We start from the raw sequence: 25,304 nt of genomic DNA, 5'->3' as shown, positions 1-25,304 counted from the left end.
AGTGAACGTGAAGGCGTGGATTAACGGCTATTTAAATATGAGTGCTTGGTACATTAATCTGTTTTTAACAGTGGAAAATGCAGCGTCCAGCGTAGCCCACCTAGCGTTGAGCTAGCGGGCGTCAGCGTTGCACCGTGTGCATTGACTAGGGCGCTGGCGATAGAGAGCCCCAACCCGCTGCCGCCGCTGGCACGGCTGCGGGAGCCTTCGACGCGATAGAGCCGCTCGGTCAAGCGGGCTAATTCACCCTCCGGCACGCCCGGCGTACTGTCTTCCCAGATGACGACGGCCATTCCCTGCTGAGCGGTAAGCGTGACGCGTAGCTCACCCGGCGGCTGGGTATAGGCGCAGCTGTTATCCAACAGGTTGTTCCACAGCTGGCGGAGGCGCTGGGCATCGCCACGAATCATAATGCCAGGTTCAATCTGTTCGGTCAGCGTTAACCCGCTTTCGACTAACCAGCGGTCGGCGTCGGCCAGGCGGCTGACGAGGCAGTCGCTTAGATCCATCGGCGCCAGCTGGATATCCAGCGCGCCCGCGTCGCTCTGCGACAGCAGGCGCAAATCCGCGACTAAGCGCTCTAGCTGTCCCACCTCTTGGGCGAGGGAGCTTAGGTTCTCCTGGTTTAGCGGGCGAATGCCATCCTGCATGGCTTCGATCTCGCCGCGCAGCACCGCCAGCGGCGTGCGCAGCTCGTGAGCGGTGTCAGATACCCAGCGGGCGCGGGCATCGCGGCTAGCTTCCAGCGTGGCGGCAAGCACATTAAAATCCCGCGCCAAGCGCGACAGCTCATCGTGGCCACGTTCAGGCAGCCGGGTGCGATAGTCGCCTTCGGTAAGGCGCAGCGTGGCGCCCGCTAGTGCTCGGGTGCGCCGCCCCAGCCACCAGGAGAGACCGCCCGCCAACAGCAGTGAAGCAATGCAGAGGGAGACCACGATAAGCACCAGGTTGCGCTGCTGTCGCTCCAGAAAGCGACTCTCCATGCGCTCCATCATTTCTCGGGGAGGTCGGAAACCCAACGAGCCGATATGCGTATCACCACTATGCAGTGTCAGCCAATGCCAGCTGCCCGAGCCTTCCCGCCCACTTCTGGGCGGTACTACAAAACGGCCATCCGCTGCGCGCAGGGTGAAGTCACGCGCCTCGCCAAGTGGGGAAGGTCGGTCGCGGTGCTCCTGACCCAGTTCAAAGCGGACAATAAATGGCCAGCGTTCCGGTGACTGCTCCAGCCACTCCCAGCTTTGCTGAGTTTCCCAGCGCGTGACGAGTCCGTCAGCCAGCAATGTGGCGCGGCGCTCCTGGGCCTGGTTGAGGTAGTCGAGAAAGCCGCGGTCAATACTGTAAGAGACGGCCAGAAACATGCTGGCTGAAATCGCCACATTGACGCTGAGAATAATCACAAACAGCTTGAGCCCTAGCCGGGAGGGTCGCCATTGACGTATGGCGGTTAGTAAGGCCATCAGCGGACTCCCTCTGTTTGGCGAGGCTCTTTTTTGGTTGGATCAGGCTGGCGCGGCGCGCTGAGCCGTTCGCGAACATTCTCCATACCCAGATATAGGCAGGGCACCAGGATCAGCAGGATAACCGTGGCGAACAGCATGCCAAAACCTAGCGAAATTGCCATGGGGATCATAAAGCGCGCCTGTCGCGAGGTTTCCAAAATCATTGGCGCCAAGCCGAGAAAGGTCGTCAGCGTGGTCATCATAATTGGCCGTAACCGGCGAGTGGCCGCCGCCACAATGGCTTCCCGGGGGGCCATGCCTTCGCGGCGTTTGCGGTTGGCGTAGTCGATCAGCACAAGTGCATCGTTAATCACCACACCGGAGAGCGCGAGCATCCCCAGCAGGCTGATAATTGAAAGCCCGAAGCCCATGATCATATGCCCAGCGACGGCGCCGACAATGCCAAAGGGGATCGCGGCCAGCACCAACAGCGGCTGTAGATAGCTTCTGAAGGGAATAGCGAGCAGGGCATAGAGCGCCGCAATCATTAACCACATTGAGGTTTTTAGCGTGGCCAGGTTGTCGGCGGTGTCCTGCTGACGACCGCCCATGCTGACTTCCAGCCCTGGCCAGGTTGCTTCCAGGTTGGGGAACTCCTCTTCCTGTAGCGTGGCAAGCACTTGATTGATGGCTAGATCACTTTCCGAGTCGGCGGTGACGGTAATAATCCGCCGCCCGTTAATGCGTTCAAGGCTGCTGGAGGCTTGGCTGATGGTAATGTCAGCGACCCGCGATAGCGGTACACTCAGCCCATCGGGCGTGCGCACCGGCATGCGGTAAAGCTCGTTCAAGCTGTCGCGATTATCGTTGGGCAAACGCACCTCAACGCTGATTTCGCTGCGCCCTACGTATTGCTCAAGCGCGGTGGCGCCCTGGAGCGGGCCGCGCAGGGCCTGGGCTAAGTTATTACCCGTGAGTCCCAGGGCGCGGCCCTCGGCAGAAAGTCGCATCTCTAACTGCGGTTTGCCGTCGCCCAGCCCGCTGTCGATATCCGTGAGTCCGTAGCCGCCCAGTGTTTCCGCTAGCCGTTCGGCGGCGGCTTCAAGTACCTGGGTGTCCGGGTGGGAGAGTCGCAGGCTGAGCGCCGCGCCACTACCAGGGCCGCCGACATCGGCTTCAAAACGTACCGACTGAGCGCCAAGCAGATCGCCGGTGAGATCACGCCACTCGCGGGCGATCCGTGAGGGTGGCCAAGCTTCCAGGCTCTCGCTGGCAATATCCAAGCGTACTTCCAGGCTTTCGCCGTCCAGGCGGCTGCGTGAACTGCTAAAACTGAGGGTCTCTTCGCGCTCGCTAAGGGCCTCGGCGGCGTCGAGTAGCTGTTGGCTTAGCTCGCGGCTAACGCTGATATTGCTGCCAATGGGTAGGGTGACCGTGGCCTGCACCTGATCCGATTCGACCCGTGGCATTAGCGAAAAGCCCAGCCGCCCGCTCATCGCCCACGAGAGCGCGATGAGCAGAATCGCGATGCCCAGTGAAATACTCAGCAGGCGTTGGTTAAGGGCGCGTTGCAGAAACGGCTCGAACTGGCGGTAGGTGAAGTGGTGCAAGCCGCCCTGAAGCCGCTGGCGCAGCGCTTCAAGGGGGCGCTGCCACGCCGGGGTTTGGCGCGGTTTACGGCTATGTGCCAGGTGAGCGGGCAGAATGACCAGGGCTTCCAGCCAGGAGATTAAAAAGACGGTGACAACGACCACCGGTACAGTGGCAAAAATCAGCCCTAAGAAGCCGGGTAAAAACAGTAGCGGCAGGAAGGCGACGATATTGGAAAGAATCGCAAAGGTGAGCGGGGTGGCGATTTCGCTGGCGCCTTTGACCGCCGCATCGCGCAGCGAATAGCCCTCTTCACGGTAGCTGTAGATATTCTCGCCAACGATAATGGCGTCATCGACGACAATCCCGAGGGCGATAATAAACGCGAACATCGACATCATATTGAGCGAGACGCCGATCCAGGGCAGAAACAGCATCGCGCCGAGAAACGCCGTTGGAATGCCCAGGGTGACCCAGAATGCTAACCGCGCTTCCAAAAACAGCGCCATCAGTACCAATACCAACGCTAGCCCCATCCAGGCATTTTTTAGCAGTAGACTGAGGCGGTCTTCGTATACTTCTGAACTATCACGGGAAATGTCCAGACTGACGCCTTCGGGCAGGCTCGCGCGCAGGCGCTCAAGCTCACCGTTGACCGCTTCCGAGATACTGGTCGGGGTTTGGTCGCCAATCTGGTAAACGTCCACAGAGAGGCCGGGCTGGCCGTTATAAAACTCCTCGCGGTCTGTTTCGGCAAAGCCATCGCTGACCTCGGCGATATTCCCAAGCGTGATGGGCGTGCCTTGGGTGCTGGTCAGAATCGGCAGTTCGGCAAAGGCCTCGGCGCTGTTACGCCGCCCCTGATAGCGAATCAGCCATTCGCCTTCGGCCGTCGTGAGCTGGCCGCTGGCAAGGTCTAACGCCTCTTCGGCGATGCGGCTGGCCAATTCTTGGTGGTCGAGGCCATAGCGCTCAATGGCCTCTTCGTCCAGGTAGACTTGAATCTCCCGCTCACGGTTGCCGGATAGCTCCGCACGGGAAATGCCGGAGGTGGCTTGGAGCTCGCCACGTACATCTTCGGCCGCGTCGTGGAGTGCTTCCAGGCCGACTGGGCCGTAGACCTGCAGGCTCAACACGCTGCGAGAGCGCCCAGCAAGGGTAAAGCGTGGCGGGTCGGCAGCGCTGGGCAGGGTAGTGATGGCGTTTACCGCCTGTTGAATATCCTGATAGGCGCGCATCACATCCACGCCGTCAATCAGCGTGGCGTTGACGCTGGCGCTGCCTTCGCTGGCGGTAGCGGTCAGCTCATCAATGCCTTCTACATCGGCAATGGCGGCTTCCATCGGTAGCAGCAGGCTCTGCTCCACATCTTCCGGCGTGGCGCCGGGGTAGCTGATAGTAACTTGAACGATTTCGGTATCGAATTCGGGGAACACTTCTTTTTTAATCGCCAGCGAGGCCATTAGACCGCCGACGATAAACAGCACCATCAGTAAGTTGGGGGCTACCCCGTGATCCACCATCCAAGCTAACGGGCCGCGTGGCACTTTCATGACTTATCTCCCGGTTCGTCTTCCGCTTGAGCCGGGGTGTCGTTGGGGCGGCGGATGCGTACTAGCTGACCCTCCCGGGGCTGAGCCAAGCCCGCGGTGACGACCTGCTGGCCGGTTTCCAAACCGCTACGAATCAAAGCGTCATCTTCACCGCGGAAAGCCAGGGTGACCGGCGTTCGACGCAGGCGATTTTCCTCATCTACCCGCCACGCCACGTCGCCTGGGCGCAGAGCCGCAGACGGCAGAGAAATAAGCTGCTCCTGAATAGCCGGTTGAAATGAGGCGCGCAGAACATCACCCAGGCGCAGGGCAGGGCCGTCGGTCTCTAGGGCGAGCGGGTCGTTAACGGCGATCAACAGTTGAGCCTGCAGGCCATTCTCTTCCAGGCTAGGCAGCATCGAGACCAGTGTCCCTTGGCGCGTGGCGCCTTCGGGCCAGCCGCGGCTGGTTAAGGTGACGGTAGTGCCCGCTTCCAACCACTCAGTCCATTCGCCGGGTAGCGAGGCGCGCACCCAAAATTGCTCGACACCCACAAGGTGCAGCACTTCTGTTCCTTGGCTGAGCAGGCTACCGGCGCCTAACAAGCGTTCTTGCACCATGGCTCGCCAGGGTGCGGTGAGGGTGGCGCGCTGCACATTGAGCGCGGCCTGGTCGCGTGCCACTCGCGCTTGTGTGACCTGAGACTGGACTTGGCGCAACTGCGGTTCGCGCAGTACCAGCGCCCGCCGTTCGGCAGAGAGCTGGCGGCCAAAGGATTCGTACTCACTACGGGCCCGCTGCTGCTCTGCCTGCTCAAGTGCTAGCTGCGCTTGGGCGTTGGCTAGCTGCGCCTCGGCATCTTCCAGGGCTAGCTGTAAATCGGCTTGGTCAATATAGGCCACTGGGGCTTGCTGCTCGACCACCTGACCGGGTACAACGCCATCAGCGAAACGCTCCAACTGTCCCGCCACGCGGCTGGCCAGCATGGTCTCCTGCTCTGCTTCAACACGGCCAAAACCGTATAAGTTCGGCGCCTGGGCACTAGCGTTCACCGTGACAACATCGACCACACTAGGCAGAGGCTCAGGCGGTGGGGTACGCTCTATACGCGGCGGCTGGGTAATAATCCACCATGCCAGCGCCAATGTGGCAACAAAAATCAATAATGCAACCACGGCACCTAAACGAATGCGGCCATGTTGATGCGTAAGGTCATAGCGAGAAAGAGTCATTACCGCGCGTCATCCATTGGGAGCGAAAATTCCAGAAAAATAAGCGTATGATGCTAGCATCGCGCATCGTTAAGCAGCCATTAGTCAAACAATGTGCAAATAACATGCAACTGCCACTTAGCTTGGTATCCGCTGGTTTGGTTTTAGCTTAACTTGGCTTTTATTCACTTGGTTCTCTCTTTTGTTTCTTTCACTTGAAAGCAATAGACTGACTGGTCTACTTTAAGATTATGAAAAACAACGCAACCCGTGACAAACTCATCGATAGTGGCGCCCAGTTGATTAGTCAGCAAGGCTATAATGCGACGGGCATTAATGCCGTGTTAAAAACCTGCGGTGTGCCTAAAGGCTCCTTTTATCACTACTTCTCCAGCAAAGAAGATTTTGGGCTGGCGGTGATCGAACGCTTTGCCAACCGCTATGATGAAACACTGGTAGCGCTGCTGGAAGATAGTGACACGCCTCCACTCGAACGCCTAAGACGTTATTTCGCGGCAGGGCGTGAGCATATGCACGAGTGCGACCATGCCACGGGCTGTTTGATTGGTAACCTGGGCCAAGAACTATCGGGCCAGAGTGATACCTTCCGTGATGCGCTAAATCTCGTCTTTCAGCGCTGGGAGCAACGCTTCGTGCACTGCCTGAAAGATGCCCAGGCGCAAGGAGACATCGCCATCCACACCACGCCGGAAGCCCTTGCCAGCTTTATTCTTACCGGTTGGGAAGGCGCTATTCTACGTGCCAAGACGTTGAAGTCCGTCGAACCCATGGTGCACTTTGAAACGATCTTGTTTCAGCAGGTGCTGGTGTCATCGCCTTAATGCTTTTCTCGCTACTCACTAGTGGCGAGCACGGAAGTGATGCTCTTCAGCGGCCACATCGTTTCGGGTTGCGGCTATTAAGGCATCATCGAGTGAAGGGTCATTCAGGGCTATTAATCCGCACTGGGCCAGCGCTTCGCGTAGGCTGACCTGTTCATCCAGGCGCTGATACACCACCCGAACACAGCAGGGCATGCGCTCGCTGTTATCTGCCACGCCCATTTTCAGACCGGTTAAACGCGTCACCTGGCTCTGAAAACTCGGAAATAGAATCGTCTGAGTGATCTCATGACCGTTAAGGGTTTCGTGATCGATTAAAAAGAGCCGATCTGCAAGTTTCACCGCGGTGCCCACATAGCGGTTGTGACATGAGCGGGCGCCGGGAGTGGTTTGCATCCGCTCGGTGCGCTGATAAACCACGCCGCCCTCACGCTGTTCCAGGCAAACCAAGGTACGCATTAGCTGCCCCGGCCGGGACATGGAGTGATAAAGCTCAAAGTAGCGGCCTATATAGCGCTCCATGCCTTCGCTGCCGCGCTGAACCAGCGCGTTAGGCCAAGGCAGCGTTGCAGGGGTTGCATCCCTATTGAGCTGGCCGGTTTGTACTAGGGCACGAAAATCGTGATGGGGGAGCGCGATGTCCTCCGCGCTAACGCCAAAAAAGTGGCAAATACGCTGAAGAGCGGCGTGGCTGGGGTGATAACGCCCACTCAGGTAGCGGTTAAACTGAGCACGGTTAATCGTTAAACGACGACATACCTCAGCAATTGACGGATAGTAGCTGCAGAGCAGGCGCAGGTTGGCCACGAAATCGTCATGCATGGAGTGACTCGTTTCTCTTGGTGTCGTGGCCGCCTAATGTGATGCTTTGTGCTAAAGAGTGCAATGCTTTCCCACTTGCCGTCGCGGCTCCCTGGCGTAAAAAGCTATGCTATATAATAGATAGCTACATTACTAATAGGCACAGCAAAAGCGTTTACAGCAAACCAGGAGTACGCCATGTTTCATGGGTTTGAAAAATTGCAGCGCCAGGTTAACGGCGTCGAGATCGCGTTTCGCCAGGGCGGCAGTGGGCCTGCGTTACTATTGCTTCACGGCCACCCCCAGACCCATGTAATTTGGCACAAAGTCGCGGAAGAGCTCGCCCAGCACTTCACGGTGATAGCGGCGGATCTGCGCGGCTACGGCGACAGCAGTAAACCCGACGATGACCCTGAGCACATCAATTATTCCAAACGCGCTATGGCCAACGATATGGCCGAGCTGATGAGCGCGCTCGGCTTTGAGCGCTTCAAGGTGCTTGCCCATGATCGCGGTGCGCGGGTAGCCCACCGTTTAGGGGTTGACCACGCGGCGCGCGTCGAGCGCATGGTGCTGCTTGATATTGCTCCGACGCTTGCCATGTACCGCGGCACCACGGAGGCCTTTGCGCGCAGTTACTGGCACTGGTTCTTCCTGATTCGTCCCCAGCCATTGCCGGAAATGTTGATCAAGAGCGACCCCGCTCAATACCTTAAAAGTGTGATGGGAGCCCGTAGTGCCGGCATGGCGCCTTTCTCCCCAGAAGCGTTGGCTGAGTACGAGCGCTGCTTATCTCTCCCTGGTACTGCCACCGGTATTTGCGGCGACTACCGCGCCAGCGCCACGATTGATTTGGCGCATGATCAGGCGGATATCGATGCGGGGGTAAAACTCACCTGCCCGTTAAAAGTGATGTGGGGCGCTGAAGGGGCTATTGAAGCCTGTTTTGATGCGCTCGGCGAGTGGCAAAAAGTGGCCACCGATGTAGAAGGCAAAGCGCTTCCTTGCGGTCACTATATTGCCGAGGAAACCCCTGAAATATTGCTTGAGGAAGCGCTGCCGTTTTTACGTCAATCAGGATGATGGCTGACGGCAGATCGGTTTATATACTTTCGCCATTAACGTTCCATACTGCTAATGATAAGCGCTGCATTGACGCCACCAAAACCGAACCCGTTGCACAAGACATGCTGGGTAATGTGCTTATGATGAGTTGCCGTGACGAAGGTTAAATCCTGCATATCCGCATCGCAGTGCTCAAGATTGATGGTAGGTGGCAGTGTCTGCGTATTGACGGCCAATACAGAAAAAATACTCTCTATGCCCCCCGCTGCACCTAAAAGGTGGCCTGTGGCGGCTTTGGTGGCCGAAATAGGAATAGCGGGCAAGCGCTCACCGAATACATTACGCAAAGAGGCAATTTCAGCCCGGTCGCCAACGGGCGTAGAGGTGGCGTGGGCATTGATATGATCAATAGCATCAGAGGTAAGGTTAGCCATGTCCAGCGCCGCGTGTATCGCTGCAGCGGCGCCAGCCCCATCCTTTGGCCCTGCCGTTAGATGGTAGGCATCCGCACTGGTACCGTAGCCGCTAATCACCGCTAACGGCGTGGCACCCCGCGCAATCGCATGGTCAAGCGTTTCGATCACCATAACGCCAGCGCCCTCCCCCATCACAAAACCGTTCCGGGCTTTATCAAAAGGCCTTGATGCGCGTTCAGAAGCGTCTGCTTCTGTGGAAACGGCCTTTAGGGCGTTAAAGCTGGCCAGTGAAAGGGGATCAATACACGCCTCGGCGCCGCCGACGAGGGCAACATCGGCTTCGCCATTGCGGATGATGCGCATACCGTCGCCAATCGCCTGAAGCCCCGCTGCGCAAGCCGTTACGGGGCACCCCAGAGGGCCTTGAAAGCCATAACGAATGGAAAGATTACCAGCCGCCAAATTGGCCAGAAAGGCGGGCACCGTGAAGGGTGAGAGCTTGCGATGGCCGCGCTCGGCAAGTGTTTTTTGCGCTTGGGTAATGGTCGGGAAGCCGCCAATGCCAGAGCCAATAATGGTGGCCGTTCGGCGTTTTTGCGCCTGCTCAACGGGGAACCAGTTGGCTTGTGAGAGTGCCTCATGGGCTGCCGCTAACGCATAAAGGCTGAACAGATCCATTTTGCGCTGCTCTTTGGGGTCGGCTATCTCATTCAGGTCAATTCCGCCGCTGGGGTCATGGCTAATGCTCGGCACCACCCCGGCAATTTTGATCGGGATATTGCTGGTGTCAAAGCGGTCAATGGTGCTGATGCCCGACTGGCCGTTAACCAGTCGCTGCCAACTTGTATTGACGCTGTTGCCTAGCGGGCTGACCATGCCCATGCCGGTAATCACGATAGGTGAGTGCATAGTGACTCCTAATTTATTGATATGGTCACCCTAGCAAGGGGCAGTATATGATCAAGATAATATTTAGGCTTTGCACGAAAACTGCCTGCGCTCGACAATACTGCGTTAAAAATCGCCTCGAAATGCTCATTTACACCCCGTAAACTCCGCTTTCTCGTTGATTTTTGCCTTGTCTAGTCTTCGCTCACCAACTTTTCGTACAAACCCTAGCTGACCTACGACGAGGTAGATATGCCTTATCTCAAGAGCCATAAATCGAAAACCAAAGAGCGCATTTTGGCTTCGGCGACAGAGCTATTCAGCCGCAATGGGTTTCAAAAGGTATCGATTGGCCAGATCATGAAGCTAGCGAAGATGACCCACGGCGCCTTTTATGCCCATTTCGCTTCAAAAGAGGCTCTTTACCATGAGTCTGTTCGCCTGACCATTGATAACAGCCGGGCGGCTAGATTGGTAAAAGGCCCGCTTTCGTTACAACACCTTACCGAATTAGTCGCCAACTATTGTAATCTTCAAGAGTTGGAAGCTAAGCATAGGCCAGGGCCTGAAGCGGTACTGTTCAACGAAATAGGCAGTGAAAAAGCAGAAATCCGCACCCTGTTTGAAGCGTCATATATGAGTATGAAAAAGATGCTTGAAACCCGGTTGATAGCGCTGAGTAAGCTGAAGCAACTCCCCTTTGCCACTGACCGTAAAGCGATTGCTGATAAATCCCGGGTCATATTGGCCTCCTTGGTAGGCGCTGTCGCCATTGCCAAAAGTTTGCCGGGAGAGGCGGAGCGAAAGCAGGTGTTGATAGCCACGCAACGCCAGATTTTACTGATGCTCGGGGTTAGCGAAGCTGAGGCAGAGCGTATGATGCAAGCACAGTAACTCCTGCCTCTACTGAAATAATCTCTTAAATGCCTTAGAGCAAGCGCTGCTGTTCTTACCCAGCTTAGGGTAGGCGATTCGAGAGACTCCCCAAGACGAAACGGGTAAAAAACTGGATAATGGCTGCCATTCGCCTACCGGCTTAAGTATTTAACGGCCCAGGCACACTCATTACCCCGGACGCCCGCTCATGGAAATCAAAGTTAACTATCTCGACAACCTCCGTCTGGAGGCCAAGTTCGACGATTTTACCGTTATCTCCGACCAGCCGATTCGCTATAAAGGGGACGGCTCGGCGCCTGGCCCGTTCGATTACTTCCTGGCCTCATCGGCGATGTGCGCCGCCTACTTCGTCAAGGTGTACTGCAACGCGCGGGATATCCCTACCGAAAATATCCGTCTTTCCCAGAACAACATCGTCGACCCGGAAGATCGCTATAAGCAGATTTTTAAAATCCAGGTCGAGCTGCCAGAAGATATTTCCGAGAAGGATCGCCAGGGCATTCTGCGCTCCATTGATCGCTGCACGGTTAAGAAAGTGGTGCAAACCGGCCCTGATTTCCAGATCGAGACGGTAGAGAACATCGACGAAGACGCCCAGGCGCTGTTGATAGGCGCGCCAGAAGGTAGCAGCACCTATATTGAGGGCAAAGACCTGCCGCTGGAGCAGACCATCGCTAATATGAGCGCGATTCTGGCGGATCTGGGCATGAAGATCGAGATCGCCTCCTGGCGTAATATCGTGCCCCACGTCTGGTCGCTGCATATCCGTGATGCGGCCTCGCCAATGTGTTTTACCAACGGCAAAGGTGCGACCAAAGAGAGTGCGCTGTGTTCGGCATTGGGCGAGTTTATCGAGCGCTTAAGCTGCAACTTCTTCTATAACGATCAGTTTTTCGGCGAAGAGATTGCCAATAGCGAATTCGTTCACTACCCCAATGAGAAGTGGTTCAAGCCAGGGCCGAACGACGAGCTGCCCGATGAGATTCTCGACGAGCACTGCCTGGCGATCTACAACCCGGAAGGCGAGCTGTGCGGCTCCAACCTGGTTGATACTAACTCGGGCCGTGAAGATCGGGGCATCGTCTCGCTGCCGTTTGTACGCCAATCCGACGGCGAAACGGTCTATTTCCCCTCCAATTTGATCGAAAACCTGTTCCTGAGTAACGGCATGAGCGCGGGCAATACGCTGGTGGAAGCCCAGGTGCAGTGCCTGTCGGAAATTTTTGAGCGGGCGGTAAAGCGGGAAATCCTCGAGCAGGAGCTAACCCTGCCGGATGTACCGCAGGAAGTGTTAGCCAAGTACCCAAGTATCGTAGAAGGCATTAAAGCCCTGGAAGCACAGGGCTTCCCGGTGCTGGTAAAAGATGCCTCCATGGGCGGGCAGTTCCCGGTCATGTGCGTCACCTTGATGAACCCGCGCACCGGCGGCGTGTTTGCCTCCTTCGGTGCCCATCCAAGCTTTGAAGTGGCGCTAGAGCGCAGCCTGACCGAGCTGCTGCAGGGACGCAGCTTCGAGGGTCTGAACGACCTGCCGCTGCCCACTTTTAACTCCCAGACAGTTGCCGAGCCGAACAACTTCGTTGAGCACTTTATCGACTCGGTGGGCGTGGTCTCCTGGCGTTTCTTTAGCGCCAAGCCCGACTTTGAGTTCAGCGAGTGGGACTTCTCCGGCAGCAACGAGGAAGAAGCCGAGACGCTGTTCGGTATCTTTGAAGACCTGGGCGCCGAAGTATATATGGCCGTGCATGAAGACCTAGGCGCGCCGGTGTGCCGCATTCTGGTGCCGGGCTACTCCGAGGTGTATCCGATCGAGGATTTGATCTGGGATAACACCAACAAGGCGCTGGATTACCGCGAGGATATTCTCAACCTGCACCGCCTGGATGACGATCAGCTCACCGATCTTGTCGAACGGCTGGAAGAGAGCCAGATGGACGATCATGCCGATATCATTACGCTGATCGGTATCGAGTTCGACGAGAACACCGAGTGGGGCCAACTGACCATTCTGGAGCTGAAGCTGCTGGTCTATTTGGCGTTAGAGCGTCACGAAGAAGCGCTGGACTGTGTGCAAATGTTCCTGCAGTACAACGACAACACCGTCGAGCGCGGCCTGTTTTATCAAGCGGTGAACGCGGTGCTGGAAATTGTCCTGGATGATGAACTAGAGCTTGAAGACTACCTGCACAACTTCCAGCGCATGTTCGGTGAAGCGACCATGGCGGCGGTGGTTGGCTCGGTGAGTGGTGAGGTACGTTTCCACGGCCTAACGCCTACCAACATGCAGCTTGATGGCCTTGAACGCCACCAGCGCTTGATTGAAAGCTATAAAAAGCTTCATGCAGCGCGAGCGGCGAGAGCGGGTTTAAACAAGTAGTTGTAAACTTGTTTGGGCCATAAACTTAGTGGTTAGAGTCACTGTTTAATGGCCCGGCTACTGCTATGCGTAGTCTTTAGTGAAGCATGTCTTCAATAAAGGTTGCCAAGTCTTGATTGAATCGGGCGCTCTCCTCTATAAAAGGCGCATGTCCTGAGTTCTCATAGATGAGTGTTTCAACATTGGGATTCACTTCTTTAGCCCTGTTGATTGACGCATCTACCTGAACCAACGCATCTTTTTCGCCATACAACATCAGGATAGGTTTATTTATTCTGCCAAGCCCTGCGAGTGAAACGCTCATGGACAGAACGTTCTCTTTCATATCCCAGGAAGCTAGTGCTGCATTCGCCAATAGTAGCTGAAAAGTGGCACTTTCTGGCTGTTGGGCAAAGCACAGACGTAAGAAAGCACGCGTCGCCTCTAAGTTGGTTTTCAGGTTTTCAGAGACCATATCCTGATAAATTTCAGGATGAGCAGTGATCAGTTCCGCATTTAGTTCGACGACGCCATCAACATACACTGCACCGCTAATATCACGGTCATCGTAATAGTTTAGATAGTTAGAAATGACAGCGCCTCCCAATGACCAGCCTACCAGTATGGGCTGCCGGGCGTTTGTGGCTTGGATGACCGCTGCAAGGTCATCTGCCCAACGGCGCCCATCGCTGTAAGTGGTGGCTTCCTCTGGTTTGCCGGATAAACCATGTCCGCGAAGGTCATAAGTAATGAGCCGATATTTCTGCAGAAGCTCGCTATTGACCTGTGGCTGCCAATTGAGATGGCTGCCCAGATACCCGTGAATGAAGACAATCGGTTGCCCGTCAGGATCACCGGATTCTTGCACGGCAATTGAAATACCGTCGGTTGAGGCCACCTCGTATTGGATTGTTTCTGCAGGCGCCGTTAATGAAAACGCTAGCAATAGACTTGCAGCCATTAATGTAAAAAACGCGCGATAGAACTTGGACACAGACATCCTTAATACCTCTTGGTTAGTTGGTAGAGGTGAGCGTAAACTGTGACATTGGTGTTAGGGTCAAGTACTCAATGAGGGAGAAGGTGGTCTTGAAGAAAAGTAGTGTTAAATCGCCGCTCAAAATTGGTCAGCTTTCTCGGGAAACGGGTGTCAGCATCCGCTCGATCCGGCACTATGATGCACATGAGCTGCTTAATTCTTCGCGTTCAGAAAATGGCTATCGGGTGTTTTCTGTTATAGCAATCACACAGGTCAGGCAGGTACAACGACTGATTAATAGTGGGTTCAACCTTAAAGAAATCAGTACGTTTCCGGAGTGTATGCGGCTGAAAGAAGGGGCAGCTTTTTGTCCGGAAACCATTGCAACACAGCGTCAAAGATTAACCAAAATCGAAGACCGAATTGCTGACTTGGAGGCTATCAGGAAGGAACTTTTAGACTCTATTCAAGCCAGTGAAATAACTGGCCCGTTTCAGCCATTATCTGTGACAAAAGATATTAACGCAGAAACCTGACCGTTGTTTAATGAGGTCTGTTCCTAACGGACAGCCTAACCAGCAGAGTGGAACCAGCTTTGGTGGCTGAGAAATTCGATTAACTCGCTGCGAAATAGCGTTGCCCGCGCTGAAAGGCTACGCCGGTAGGGCCATACCAAGAAGATCTCTCGGTGGCGCCCCCGCCATTCAGGGAGTACCCGTATTAACTCTCCCGTTTGTAAGCTATTCGCGACCATACTGGCGGGCATTAAGGCGACGCCTGCGCCCGATTTAGTGAGGTTTAGCACAATATTCATATCGTTACTGATATGAAAGTGGCTCTTATGACAAGCGTGCTGGCTACCCGCTTGGTGGAACAACTGCCAATCGCTAAACATTTTGGCCGCCACACTCGGGCAAGCCTGTAATTCCTCCACTGTCTCGGGCAAAGGATGCTTCATCGTCGCTGACGCCACCAAAATCGGCTCTATATAGCCTAGGTATTTCTGGATCAGGGTTGAATCTTTTTGTGGCCCAGAGCGAAGCGCAATATCCGCCTGATGGTCGCGAATATCGACCACGTTGTTATCGAGTTCGATCGTCAGTGCAATCTCAGGGTAGCGATCAATAAAGTGTCGCCAAAACACATCTAGCGGCCCGCTGCCCAGATTGACGGGTGCCATAATCTTCAACGGCCCGCTTAGGCTATGTAGTGCCTGATCCAGATCCAAAATACGCTGATCAAGTGCGAGCACCAGTTCCTCGCACTCGCGATAATACGACTCGCCGTGGGGCGTTAACGTTAACCCTTTGGTTGAGCGATAGAGTAGCTCTACGCCTAGCGTGGCCTCCAGTGCACTAATGCGCCGCGACACGGTAGCAATAGTCATCTTCAGCGTTGCCGCCGCTGCGGTAAGGCTGTGCTGATTGGCAGCCACGATGAAGATGTTTAGATCATCCAAAGACGGTTTGCGCATTTTGCAATTCTGTAAAATGGTTTCTTATATATTGGCATATATTACCGTAATAGGTATTTGCTAGCCTTGGCGCAGGTAAATAATGCTCTTAAGGATGCCCCATGAAACATAGAATTATTTTCGCGCTACTGATGTCTTTTACCCTCTCACTGATTATGTCGGCGTGGGTGACTTACGTGAATATCGGTGCTCATTCCGATTTTGTGGCTATTTGGATACATGCATGGCTCCTTGCTTGGCCTGCCGCTGGGATCATCGCCTTTATCAGCGGCCCCTTTATCCATAAGTTAGCCCACCGCATTGCCGAGAAGATCTGATCGCCTGACTGATGCACTTTGGTGCACCCGCTGATGCAGTAACTGCATACAACTGCACCGCTGCGCCAAATTTAATCCTGCCCCACGCTTGGTAAAACGTTCTCCGCGGCGCGTATCACATACGCGCGATCTTAAAAAGCGACGCGAATTCCAACATAACGCTAATACAAAAACGCGGAGAGAATCACATGCTCGATATGCTCAATGACCTCCTTTGGGGGAAGGTTCTGCTAGTGCTGCTGGTGGGCGTTGGCATCGGTTTTACCGTTGCATCCCGCTTTGTGCAGTTTCGCTATTTCGGTGAGATGTTTCGTATCCTGGGTTCCGGCCAAGCCTTTAAACGCAACCAGCACGGTCACTTAAGCTCGTTTCAGGCGCTGGTGCTTTCGGTGGCCGGGCGAGTAGGTGGCGGCAACATCGCTGGTGTGGCGGTCGCGATTACGCTGGGTGGCCCAGGGGCGATTTTCTGGATGTGGCTGGTGGGCTTGATGGGCATGGCCACCAGCTTCCTGGAGTGTACCCTGGCACAGACCTATAAAGAGGCCGAAGGTGATGGCACTTACCGTGGTGGCCCGGCGTACTATATCGTTAAAGGGCTAGGTAAGCAGTGGCGTTGGCTGGCAGCGTTCTACTCGGTATTGCTGCTGTTGACCTTCGGCTTTGCGTTTACCGCGCTGCAATCATATTCGGTAGCGACCTCTTTCGGTGACGCTTTCGGCGTGCCGGTGCTGTATAGCGGCATTGGCTTGGCCATGCTGGTTGGACTGATTATCTTCGGCGGTATTAAGCGTATTGCGCGTATTTCCGAGGTGTTGGTGCCCTTTATGGCGGTGAGCTATATCGCCATTGCGCTGCTGGTTATCGCCATGAATATTACTGAAATCCCTGGTGTGATAACGCTGATCGTAAAAAGCGCCTTCGGCCTTGAACCGCTGATTGGTGGCGGTATCGGCGCGGCAATCATGATGGGTCTGAAACGTGGCCTGTTCTCAAACGAAGCGGGTCTGGGTAGTGCGCCCAATGTGGCGGCAGTGGCTTACGTACCGCACCCAGCTAACCAGGGCATCGTGCAAGCGTTTTCAGTCTTTATCGATACCGTGATTATTTGTTCTGCTACGGCTTTTTTGATTCTACTCAGCGGTGTATACGACCCTGCTGCGGGCGCTGGGGTTGAGGGCATCGCCCTGACTCAGGCAGCGTTGGCCGACCATGTGGGCGAATGGGGCCGCACCTTTGTCAGCCTGGCACTGCTGCTGTTTGCCTTCAGTACGATTCTTTATAACTACTACCTGGGTGAGAACAGCCTCAACTTTTTCAGTCGCGACAACCAGAATCTGTTTAACGCCTTCCGCGTCGCCATTGTGCTACTGGTGTGCTGGGGCGCGACCACCGATTTGGGCACCGTATTCGGTTTTGCGGATGTCACCATGGGGCTATTGGCGGTCGTTAACCTGTTTGCGCTGATTCTGCTGTTCAAGTGTGGCCTGCGCATTTTGAAGGACTTCGATGTGCAGCGTCGGCAGGGCATCAAACAGCCGATTTTTGATGCTAACCAGCACCCAGATCTCGATTTGGATCCCAAAGCCTGGGAACTGGACCCTGAAGAGGCTGCAGCGTTAAAACAGCGACTGGAAAGCGCCTCTGCTAAGTAAGTGAGTATCTAGATTGTATTAATAAAGAAAGGAGTGCCCATGCCCCGCGTACTGCTGCTCTATACCGGTGGGACGATTGGTATGCAGCCATCGCCACAAGGCTACGTGCCCTGCGCGGGGCTGGCCGAACGTCTATCAACGCATTTGGCCCTGAGCGACCCTTATCGGCTGCCAGCGTTCGATGTGCTGGAAATGCAGCCGCTAATTGATAGCGCAGAGTTAATGCCCGAGGCCTGGAATCGCCTGGTGGCGCTGCTGGAAAGCCACTGGCCGCGCTACGATGCGTTTGTGGTACTCCACGGCACCGATACCATGGCGTACAGCGCTGCCGCGCTTTCGTTTATGCTCGGTGCGTTGAACAAGCCGGTAATCTTCACCGGCTCCCAAATTCCACTGGGTGAGCCAAGAAGCGATGCGCTGAATAATGTGGTCAGCGCGCTGCAGCTTGCGGCTCATCCCACGACCCCTTGCGAAGTAAGCCTGGCATTTCACGACCGCCTGCTGCGCGGTAACCGGGCGCGCAAGGTGCGCACTCAAGGCTTGGATGCCTTCGACTCACCCAACTTCCCCTGGCTTGCCGAGCTGGGCATTGGTGTAAGCTTCCCCCAGCCCTCGGCACTGCTGAGCGGTCTACCCAATTTTGCGCCTATTGAGGTGGACGACGAGGCTGTCGCAGTACTGCCGCTGCACCCAGGAATGTCGCTTCGCCGCGCGAAAATGCTGCTGGAAGATGAAACGCTAACAGGACTGGTGCTGCATAGCTACGGGGTGGGCAACCCGCCTAGTTTTGAAGGCGAGCTGCTTAACGCCTTGAAGACGGCCACCGAGCGTGGCGTAGCGCTGCTCAATGTGACTCAGTGTGCCCAAGGCGAAGTGGTGCAAGGGGCTTACGCCACTGGTGCCGCGCTTAATCAAGTGGGCGTTATTCCTGGTGGCGATATCACCCTGGAAGCCGCCATCGCTAAGCTCACCGTGTTAACTGGGCAAGGGCTTGTGGGGCCAGCGCTGCGCAAGGCACTGAGTGCATCCATGCGCGGTGAGTATAGTCGTTAAACCCATTAACGGGAGGTAACACTCAGTGCGGTGACAGTTACCAAGATGATCCCCATACCTAGCATTTGAATAACCCCCAGGCTCTCGTTGAGTACCACTACTCCAAACAGGGTGGCGGTGACTGGCTCGACCATGGCAATCATGGAAGCCAGCGCAGGTGCCGCATGTTTGATACCTACCACGTACAGCAGAAATGATAGCCCCGCACCGAGAATGCCTAGCGCTAAAAATAGCGGCAGCTCCGGTGCGCTGATGACGCTGACAGCTTGGTTAATGTCCGTTGGCAACAGCAGGGCGATGGCCAGTACGGTGAAAGCAACCGAAAGTATTGCCTGGGGGCTGCCATGGGGCGCCGCGTATTTAAAACCAAAAATGAACGCAGCATAAGAGAGCCCGGCAAGTAGCCCCGTACCCACGCCAATCAGCGAGAGGCCGCTTGCGCCTATTGCATAGAGCTTGGTTAACAGCACAATCCCCACCATTACCAGCCCAATAGCAAGCCACTTAGCAGCGGTGGGGCGCTCGAGCTTAAGCGCGAAGGAGACCAGATAGACAAACACCGGAGCGCAGTACATCAAGGTGGCAGCGACCGCCACATTGCCATACTCAATACTCAAGAAATAGAACGTAAAGTTGCCTGCTACACCAAGGCCAGCCACCACAGACCAGAACCAAAGCTGCCTGCTGTTCAGGCCGCTATACCTGCGTTGAAACAGTAGCCAAACAAGCGCGAAGAGAAGTCCTACAAACCCTCGATAAAAAGACACGACGGACGCATCCCAACCGCTGTCTAACAGAATGCCCGCGATTCCTCCGGAAACCCCCCAGAAGAACGCTGCGAGCGCAATCAACATAGTGCTAGCGCCTGCCATAATTTCACCTTTCATCCTTGAGCGGTTAACACCCGGGAGCGACGGCTGTTTAAACGCATATCCTTTGCGTTGGCTCCTGGTCTGCAGCCTGCAGACCTTCATCTTACCCAATTGAAAGGTAGATGCTGTGCCCAACAAACGAAAGCCCGCCAGTGCTTATCAGCCAAAAAACCAATAGCACACAGCAATAGCAGTGGTAATCCCTGCGAAGTCAGCCACCAGCGCGCAGCCTAGCCCATGGCGAATGCGCGTGATGCCCACCGCGCCAAAGTAGACGGCTAACACATAGAACGTGGTTTCAGTGCTGCCCTGCATGGTGGCTGCGAGTAGGCCTGGAAAGCTATCGACGCCGAAGGTGTCCATGGTTTCGATCATCATGGCGCGGGCGCCACTGCCGGAAAGTGGCTTCACAAAGGCGGTAGGCAGCGCATCCACAAAGCGGGTATCCCAGCCAAAGCCCTCTACCAGCCAGCGGATGCCGCTAAGTCCCGCGTCTAGCACGCCACTGGCGCGCAGCACGCCGACCGCCACTAGCATGGCAATCAAATAAGGAAGCAGCGTAATGGTAAAGCTCAGCCCCTCTTTAGCGCCTTCGATAAAAGCGTCATACACCCTTACACCACGCAGCGCGCCGACTACCAGAAACATCATCACGATGCTAAAGAGCGTCAGGTTGCCGACCAGTGTAGAAGCCGCGGCCAGCGCTTGAGCGGACATTCCCGCTAGCGTGGTAATTAAAAGCCCCAAGGCAAGTGCAGCGGCGAGTAAGTAAGCCAGCACGATGGGCTGCCATAGCTTTAAGCGTTGCATTACTGAGACAGCTAGCAGCCCTGCAAAGCTAGAGGCGGTTGTGGCTAAAAGAATAGGTAAAAACACCAGCGTGGGGTCGGCAGCCCCTTGCTGAGCGCGATACATAAAAATGGTTACCGGTAATAACGTTAGCGATGAGGTATTGAGCACCAGAAACAGAATTTGCGCGTTGCTGGCGGTCTCGCTGCTGGGGTTAAGGCTCTGAAGAGAGTGCATCGCCTTGATGCCAATCGGCGTGGCGGCGTTATCCAGGCCCAGGATATTAGCCGCGAAGTTCATACTGATTAGCCCCATAGCAGGGTGGCCGCGGGGAACCTCAGGCATTAAGCGGCAGAACAACGGGTCGAGCACCCGCCCCAGCAAGCGAATCAAGCCGGCTTTTTCGGCAATCGAAAGAAACCCCAGCCACAGTGTCATGGTGCCTAGCAGCACCAGAATAATATCGACGCTCACTTTCGCCATATCGAACAGCGACTGCACCAAGCGGGCAAACACCTCGCTGTCGCCACCGACCAACCACTGCCAGAGGGAGGCCGCAAAGGCCGCGATAAAGAAGCTTAACCAAATTCCGTTGAGCATGAAGGGCGGTCATCCTGGGCGGTGAAACGAGCGATGATGCCAATCCTACCGAATTCAGGTCGCTACAACACTAGTCGGGTTAACAAGCCTAGGCGATGCCGTCACGAATGCTGAGAAAGTAGCTTTCACTCCCGATCTGTCCGCCTTTTAAGGCGACTTCCAAACCATCAAAGGCTGGCTGGTCGCTATGGGCAATGCAGAGCGGCGATCCCGGCGTTTCCGGCAGCGGTAGGCGCGTGGTTAGGGCATGTATGCCAAGTTGGCTAAGCGCATGGCTGGAAGTGTCGCCCCCAGCGATCACTATGCGCTTAAGCCCATGGGCTTCTACCATCTGGCGTAATAACTGACCTAACGAGCGACCAATAAGGTGGCGTGCCTTTTCCCCGCCCCGATGCACTGCATCTGCATCACTGTTTGGCCCCATGGCAGTGTACACAATGACGCTTTCGCCCTGATTGAGTGCCTCGATAGCCTCTTTCAATGCCTTGTTCATGGTGTCGGTATGCGCCTGATCGTTGATAAGTTTGACGACATCAACGGCAATAGCGCGAAATTCGTTGGTTTCCGCGTATCGAATTTGCCGGGCAGTTACTTCAGAGCAACTTCCTGAGACCACAGCAATTTGTTCAACCGCTCCAGGAGAGGAGAACACAGGTGGGCTTAGGGGAATGAGGGCCTGCTCTCGCCAAATATCTACTAACGCATATTCGACAGCGGATGAACCCACTACGTAGCTGCCCTCGGATAAGCGCGTTCGCCATAGCTGTGCGCCCACTTTTGCCTGATGGTTGCGGTTCAGCGTGTCGTAGAGCAATACGTCATTCGAGCGGCTTAGTTGGTCAACCAGGGAATCGGTATCGGCTGATTCGATGCACAGTACGTCGGCTAAACCGATGGAGAGTAGGGTTTGTTTAGCCAAATGAAGCCTTAAATCGGCTTCTGCCATGGGCGTTACTGGATGGCGGCTCATTACTGGGTGACGATCAATACGGTGAACCTCGCCATCGAAGGCAGCAAAATGTTGGCCAAATACTGTATAGCGCTTTAGCTGGGGGGCACCGACCACTAGCGGCACGCAGCTTTGCGCGAACAGGGCTTTGCCTATTTCCAGCGCTTTGCCGATATTGCCAATATCCGGTGCGCTATCGAAGGTGGAACATACCTTATAGTGACACAGTGAGGCGTTAAGGGATTGCAGCCATGCCAGGGCGTTGGTGAGGTATGTTTCCATCCATTCAGGTGATTCGCTGCGGCTGGTACCCGCAAGGCCAATCGCTGGAAAATCGGCAAACGGGGCTAACTGGTCTTCATTAGGTGGGGCCAGGAAAAGCACTGTTTTTACCCCGTGGAGGCTTAACGCTTCCATGACATCGGTCGAACCAGTGAGGTCATCGCCGTAATAGGAGAGAAGAAGAGGCGTGTTCATACGCTAAAGGTCTCCATTGCCTGGGCAAGCTCTCGGTGCTCTCTGGCATAGGTTGCCAGCGGGATGCCCGACATGGCTGCTTGCCACGCCTGGCGTAGGCTTGCTACCCCACCGGCAATACCACCAGGGTGAGCCATGATGCCGCCGCCACAGCAGTAAATCAGATCGCTATTGCCAAGTGCCTGATAGGTATCAGCCACTTGGGCGGCGCTTTGCCCCGAAGAGAAGACCGGCATAATCTGATAACCCTCTGCAGGTGCCTCAAACATCGCTGTTTGGCAGGCTCGAGCGCTATTGATTACGCTAGCGTCCTCTTCGCTGAATTTATTGCGCAGGCCATTAACGTGAATATGATCCACGCCTGCTAGCCGCCACAATTTATGGTAAGCGTCAAACGCCATCCCCAAGTGAGGTGAGCGGCTCAACATGCCCCAGCCAGCACGGTGGCCGTGCAGCGCGACCTGGCAGTGGCGGCGCAAGTGCGCTACTCCTGCTAAGCCCACGCTGTTGATAGCGACCATGACGCAGGTGCCGCCAGCGGCCACCACGTAGTCATGCTGTGCGCGCATTTCGTCGATATCACCGCTGATATTAAAGGCGTACATGACCTTTTTACCGGTGCGCTCTGCATGGGCATTGATGATCGGCATAATGGCATCGACGCGCGCTCTCAGTGGGTTATGAGGGCCGTTGGCCTGCAGCTCGTCGTCTTTAATAAAATCAATACCTCCTGCCACGAGTTGAGCCACCATGTCAGCGGTTTCAGCCGGAGATAAACCCACGCTGGGCTTGATAATGGTACCAATCAGCGGGCCGCTGGTAATGCCGGTTAGTTGGCGCGTGCCAGTGGTGCCAAACTGGGGGCCAGGGTAGGCGTTGGCAAAAGCGCTGGGTAAGTCGATATCCAGTAACTTGAGTGCGGAAAACTCTTTGAGCTCAAACAGGTTGCCCGCAACGGTAGACACTAGATTCGGCAGAGAGGGGCCCATGTTTTCCAGCGGCCAGGAGAGCTCGACTAGTGCGCGCTGAAACAGAGTGTAGCCTTGCGGCGCCAGATCAGCGCGCATGGGCAGCGAAGGTGTCTCAGCCGCGTCCAGTGTCTCAATGTTTTCGACGACCGCACCGTGGGCTTCCCGCAGGGCGTCGGTTTCATTGGCTAAGCGCGTAAACGTGCCGGACGACTGCTCACCAGCCATGACTTGAGCCGCATGTTCGACCGGGTAGGGCGTCTCAATCAGGTAGCGGGCGTGAATACGTGTGCTCATCAATTCGACTCCGACAGTTCAAAAAAGAAGATCGCGTAGAAACAGCGAGATCATCGGCACATAGGTAATCAGCATCAGGCAGGTGATGATGGTGAGTACCGGCGGTAGCAAAAAGCGAAATAGCTGTTCAACGGGTAGCTTGGCGACTTGCGCGGCGGCAAAAAGATTCACCCCTAGAGGCGGGGTAAACATACCCAACGCTAAATTCACGACGATCACGATGCCGAAATGCACTGGGTCAATGCCGAACCCAATCGCAATGGGGGCCAAGATGGGGGCAAGAATCAAAATGGCGGCGGAGGTCTCGATAAACATGCCGACCACCAGTAGCAACATGTTGATGGCTAGTAGGAAGGTGTAGCGGTTATCAAAAGTGTTTTGTGCCCAAGCGCCAATATCACTGGCCAAACCTGAACGTCCAATCACAAAACTGAGAATGGAGGCCGCGGCAATAATCAGCATAATCGAACCTGCTGATAGGGCGCTCTCGCGGAAAATACGCGGCAGATCACTCAGTTTTATGGTGCGATAAACCACCATGCCTAAAAACAGCCCATACAACACAGCCACCGCGGAGGCTTCGGTGGGGGTAAAAATGCCGCCGTAAATCCCACCGATAATAATGACTGGCATTAACAGAGCGAGAAAGGCACTCCGAAAGGCGGGCCAAATCGGTGAGCGTAAATCACCATCCTGTGTGCCATAGCCTTTTAAGCGACACCAAATAATGACCATCACAATCAGGGCTAACCCGATCATTAGGCCGGGGCCGAAGCCAGCGAGAAACAGCTGGGTAATGGAAGTTTCTGTGCTGACACCGTAGAGAATCAATGGCACAGAAGGGGGAATGATAATACCCAGTTCCGCTGAGGAGGCCTGGATAGAGGCGGCCATCGGTGGCGGGTAGCCACGGGCTACCATGGCAGGAATCAAGATGGCGCCGATGGCAAAGGTCGTGGCCACGCTGGAGCCTGAGATAGCGGCAAACATCATGCATGTCACTACGCAGGTACAGGCTAAGCCGCCCTGAATTCCACCTACCAGTGAGCGGGCAAATTCAACCATGCGTGTGGCTATGCCGCCGTTGCTCATGATATGGCCGGCTAAAATAAAGAACGGCACCGCCATCAGCGGAAAACTATCCAACCCCACGAACATGCGCTGTGGGACGACCATGAGCGGAACGCTGCTGAAGAAATAAAGACCAATCACCGCGGTTAAGGCGATGGCAACCGCAATGGGTATCGACAAGGCAAACAACGCGATCAACGCTGAGCCGATCGCCAGATTCATAGCGTTTCTCCTATATCAGTACGAATAGGGTTTGTGCGGTGTTGGTTCTGATGATGCTGATATTCGGCGCAGAGCTGGCGTGCGACTACTGCGACGATGGCGACGGCGCAGCCAGTGGGTATAGAGGCATAAAACCATGACATGGGGATTTCGAGCATGGCGATTTGCTGGCCTGATACGCGCAGTGATATCAGGTACCCTTGCCAGACAAGAATAGTGAGCAGTGTTAATACGGCGGTGCACACCAACCGCTGGCCATAGATGCGTAAGCGCGATGGCAAGCGATCAAGGAAAAGGTCAATGGAAATCATGGCGCCGTACCAGAAAGCCGCAGCACTGACTAAAAAAACGCTCCAGATAATTAATCCTCGCGCGAGGATTTCTGACCAGGCTGCGGGGTCGCCGAGAATGAAACGGGTAAAGACTTGGAAGGAGACTAAAGCGACCGCAATGGCGAGAAGTATTGCAGCAAGGTTATGAGTGAGCTTGATAAGCGCCTGGGCCAAGCTATTGAGAAGCGACAACATAAGCGTAAACCTCATCG

Annotated in this window: 21 protein-coding genes; 8 read left to right on the top strand and 13 right to left on the bottom strand. The window is 55.3% G+C overall.

Going from position 1 to position 25,304, the window contains the following annotated elements:
* Positions 1 to 53 precede the first annotated feature (53 nt).
* Genes J7J49_RS09615 through J7J49_RS09605 form a run of 3 tightly spaced genes read right to left on the bottom strand, consistent with a single transcriptional unit; the run spans position 54 to position 5,796 of the window.
* Positions 54 to 1,460 carry an ATP-binding protein gene (locus tag J7J49_RS09615; RefSeq protein ID WP_215092107.1) on the bottom strand — a complete coding sequence of 469 codons (1,407 nt, stop codon included), beginning with the start codon at positions 1,458 to 1,460 and terminating at the stop codon, positions 54 to 56.
* Positions 1,460 to 4,585: an efflux RND transporter permease subunit gene (locus tag J7J49_RS09610; protein WP_215092105.1), complete on the bottom strand. Its 3,126-nt coding sequence runs from the start codon at positions 4,583 to 4,585 to the stop codon at positions 1,460 to 1,462. The genes J7J49_RS09615 and J7J49_RS09610 overlap by 1 nt, the downstream gene beginning before the upstream one ends.
* Entirely contained in the window at positions 4,582 to 5,796 is a 1,215-nt protein-coding gene (locus J7J49_RS09605) for an efflux RND transporter periplasmic adaptor subunit (RefSeq protein WP_215092103.1), read from the bottom strand. Before J7J49_RS09605 ends, J7J49_RS09610 begins: the two co-directional genes overlap by 4 nt.
* A 230-nt stretch (positions 5,797 to 6,026) precedes the next feature.
* Between J7J49_RS09605 and J7J49_RS09600 the strand changes: the two genes are divergently transcribed.
* Positions 6,027 to 6,617 carry a TetR/AcrR family transcriptional regulator gene (locus J7J49_RS09600; protein WP_215092101.1) on the top strand — a complete coding sequence of 197 codons (591 nt, stop codon included), beginning with the start codon at positions 6,027 to 6,029 and terminating at the stop codon, positions 6,615 to 6,617.
* A gap of 18 nt (positions 6,618 to 6,635) precedes the next feature.
* On the opposite strand, the gene J7J49_RS09595 is transcribed toward J7J49_RS09600, so the two are convergent.
* Positions 6,636 to 7,439, bottom strand: coding sequence for a helix-turn-helix domain-containing protein (locus J7J49_RS09595; RefSeq protein ID WP_215092099.1), 804 nt, complete (start codon positions 7,437 to 7,439; stop codon positions 6,636 to 6,638).
* Positions 7,440 to 7,616: 177 nt separating this feature from the next.
* Between J7J49_RS09595 and J7J49_RS09590 the strand changes: the two genes are divergently transcribed.
* Positions 7,617 to 8,501 (top strand): alpha/beta fold hydrolase, encoded by an 885-nt coding sequence (locus J7J49_RS09590; protein ID WP_215092097.1) that lies wholly within the window; start codon positions 7,617 to 7,619, stop codon positions 8,499 to 8,501.
* A 35-nt stretch (positions 8,502 to 8,536) separates the two neighbouring features.
* Here J7J49_RS09590 and fabF read toward each other — a convergent pair whose 3' ends face one another.
* Positions 8,537 to 9,808 (bottom strand): beta-ketoacyl-ACP synthase II, encoded by a 1,272-nt coding sequence (fabF, locus tag J7J49_RS09585; RefSeq protein WP_215092095.1) that lies wholly within the window; start codon positions 9,806 to 9,808, stop codon positions 8,537 to 8,539.
* Between the two features lie 231 nt (positions 9,809 to 10,039).
* Between fabF and J7J49_RS09580 the strand changes: the two genes are divergently transcribed.
* Both J7J49_RS09580 and J7J49_RS09575 read left to right on the top strand, forming a co-directional pair.
* Positions 10,040 to 10,681, top strand: a complete 642-nt coding sequence (locus J7J49_RS09580; RefSeq protein WP_215092093.1) for a TetR/AcrR family transcriptional regulator — start codon at positions 10,040 to 10,042, stop codon at positions 10,679 to 10,681.
* Positions 10,682 to 10,871: 190 nt separating this feature from the next.
* On the top strand, positions 10,872 to 13,061 hold the full coding sequence (locus tag J7J49_RS09575) for an OsmC domain/YcaO domain-containing protein (protein ID WP_215092091.1): 2,190 nt from the start codon (positions 10,872 to 10,874) through the stop codon (positions 13,059 to 13,061).
* A 76-nt stretch (positions 13,062 to 13,137) separates the two neighbouring features.
* On the opposite strand, the gene J7J49_RS09570 is transcribed toward J7J49_RS09575, so the two are convergent.
* Complete coding sequence (locus J7J49_RS09570) at positions 13,138 to 14,034, bottom strand: alpha/beta fold hydrolase (protein WP_215092090.1); 897 nt, start codon at positions 14,032 to 14,034, stop codon at positions 13,138 to 13,140.
* A 95-nt stretch (positions 14,035 to 14,129) separates the two neighbouring features.
* On the opposite strand from J7J49_RS09570, the gene J7J49_RS09565 reads away from it, so the two are divergent.
* On the top strand, positions 14,130 to 14,555 hold the full coding sequence (locus J7J49_RS09565; protein WP_251048225.1) for a MerR family transcriptional regulator: 426 nt from the start codon (positions 14,130 to 14,132) through the stop codon (positions 14,553 to 14,555).
* 35 nt (positions 14,556 to 14,590) lie between these two features.
* Here the strand turns inward: J7J49_RS09565 and J7J49_RS09560 are convergent, their stop codons facing one another.
* Positions 14,591 to 15,493 (bottom strand): LysR family transcriptional regulator, encoded by a 903-nt coding sequence (locus J7J49_RS09560; RefSeq protein ID WP_215092086.1) that lies wholly within the window; start codon positions 15,491 to 15,493, stop codon positions 14,591 to 14,593.
* A gap of 101 nt (positions 15,494 to 15,594) precedes the next feature.
* On the opposite strand from J7J49_RS09560, the gene J7J49_RS09555 reads away from it, so the two are divergent.
* The 3 genes from J7J49_RS09555 to J7J49_RS09545 all read left to right on the top strand — a co-directional run bounded on the left by J7J49_RS09555 (position 15,595) and on the right by J7J49_RS09545 (position 18,515).
* The gene (locus J7J49_RS09555) at positions 15,595 to 15,810 is read left to right on the top strand and encodes a DUF2798 domain-containing protein (protein WP_215092084.1); all 216 of its coding nucleotides are present in this window, start codon (positions 15,595 to 15,597) and stop codon (positions 15,808 to 15,810) included.
* 188 nt (positions 15,811 to 15,998) lie between these two features.
* Positions 15,999 to 17,462: an alanine/glycine:cation symporter family protein gene (locus tag J7J49_RS09550; RefSeq protein WP_064234279.1), complete on the top strand. Its 1,464-nt coding sequence runs from the start codon at positions 15,999 to 16,001 to the stop codon at positions 17,460 to 17,462.
* A 39-nt stretch (positions 17,463 to 17,501) separates the two neighbouring features.
* Complete coding sequence (locus tag J7J49_RS09545) at positions 17,502 to 18,515, top strand: asparaginase (RefSeq protein WP_215092082.1); 1,014 nt, start codon at positions 17,502 to 17,504, stop codon at positions 18,513 to 18,515.
* A gap of 5 nt (positions 18,516 to 18,520) precedes the next feature.
* On the opposite strand, the gene J7J49_RS09540 is transcribed toward J7J49_RS09545, so the two are convergent.
* From J7J49_RS09540 to J7J49_RS09515, 6 genes are all read right to left on the bottom strand, one after another.
* The gene (locus tag J7J49_RS09540; protein WP_215092080.1) at positions 18,521 to 19,387 is read right to left on the bottom strand and encodes a DMT family transporter; all 867 of its coding nucleotides are present in this window, start codon (positions 19,385 to 19,387) and stop codon (positions 18,521 to 18,523) included.
* A gap of 159 nt (positions 19,388 to 19,546) precedes the next feature.
* On the bottom strand, positions 19,547 to 20,776 hold the full coding sequence (locus tag J7J49_RS09535; RefSeq protein ID WP_064234281.1) for a spore maturation protein: 1,230 nt from the start codon (positions 20,774 to 20,776) through the stop codon (positions 19,547 to 19,549).
* Between the two features lie 88 nt (positions 20,777 to 20,864).
* On the bottom strand, positions 20,865 to 22,202 hold the full coding sequence (locus J7J49_RS09530) for a four-carbon acid sugar kinase family protein (RefSeq protein WP_215092078.1): 1,338 nt from the start codon (positions 22,200 to 22,202) through the stop codon (positions 20,865 to 20,867).
* Entirely contained in the window at positions 22,199 to 23,467 is a 1,269-nt protein-coding gene (locus J7J49_RS09525) for a ribulose-bisphosphate carboxylase large subunit family protein (RefSeq protein ID WP_215092076.1), read from the bottom strand. Before J7J49_RS09525 ends, J7J49_RS09530 begins: the two co-directional genes overlap by 4 nt.
* Positions 23,468 to 23,485: 18 nt before the next feature.
* Positions 23,486 to 24,760: a TRAP transporter large permease gene (locus J7J49_RS09520; RefSeq protein WP_215092074.1), complete on the bottom strand. Its 1,275-nt coding sequence runs from the start codon at positions 24,758 to 24,760 to the stop codon at positions 23,486 to 23,488.
* A complete protein-coding gene (locus J7J49_RS09515; RefSeq protein ID WP_215092072.1) occupies positions 24,757 to 25,287 on the bottom strand; it encodes a TRAP transporter small permease in 531 nt (176 codons plus the stop codon). The genes J7J49_RS09520 and J7J49_RS09515 overlap by 4 nt, the downstream gene beginning before the upstream one ends.
* Positions 25,288 to 25,304: the final 17 nt, after the last annotated feature.

The sequence above is a fragment of the Halomonas sp. ISL-56 genome, from assembly GCF_018612805.1.
GTDB lineage: Bacteria > Pseudomonadota > Gammaproteobacteria > Pseudomonadales > Halomonadaceae > Vreelandella.
The sequence above is the reverse complement of the archived record's forward strand: the minus strand, read 5'-3'. Positions and strand labels throughout refer to the sequence as shown.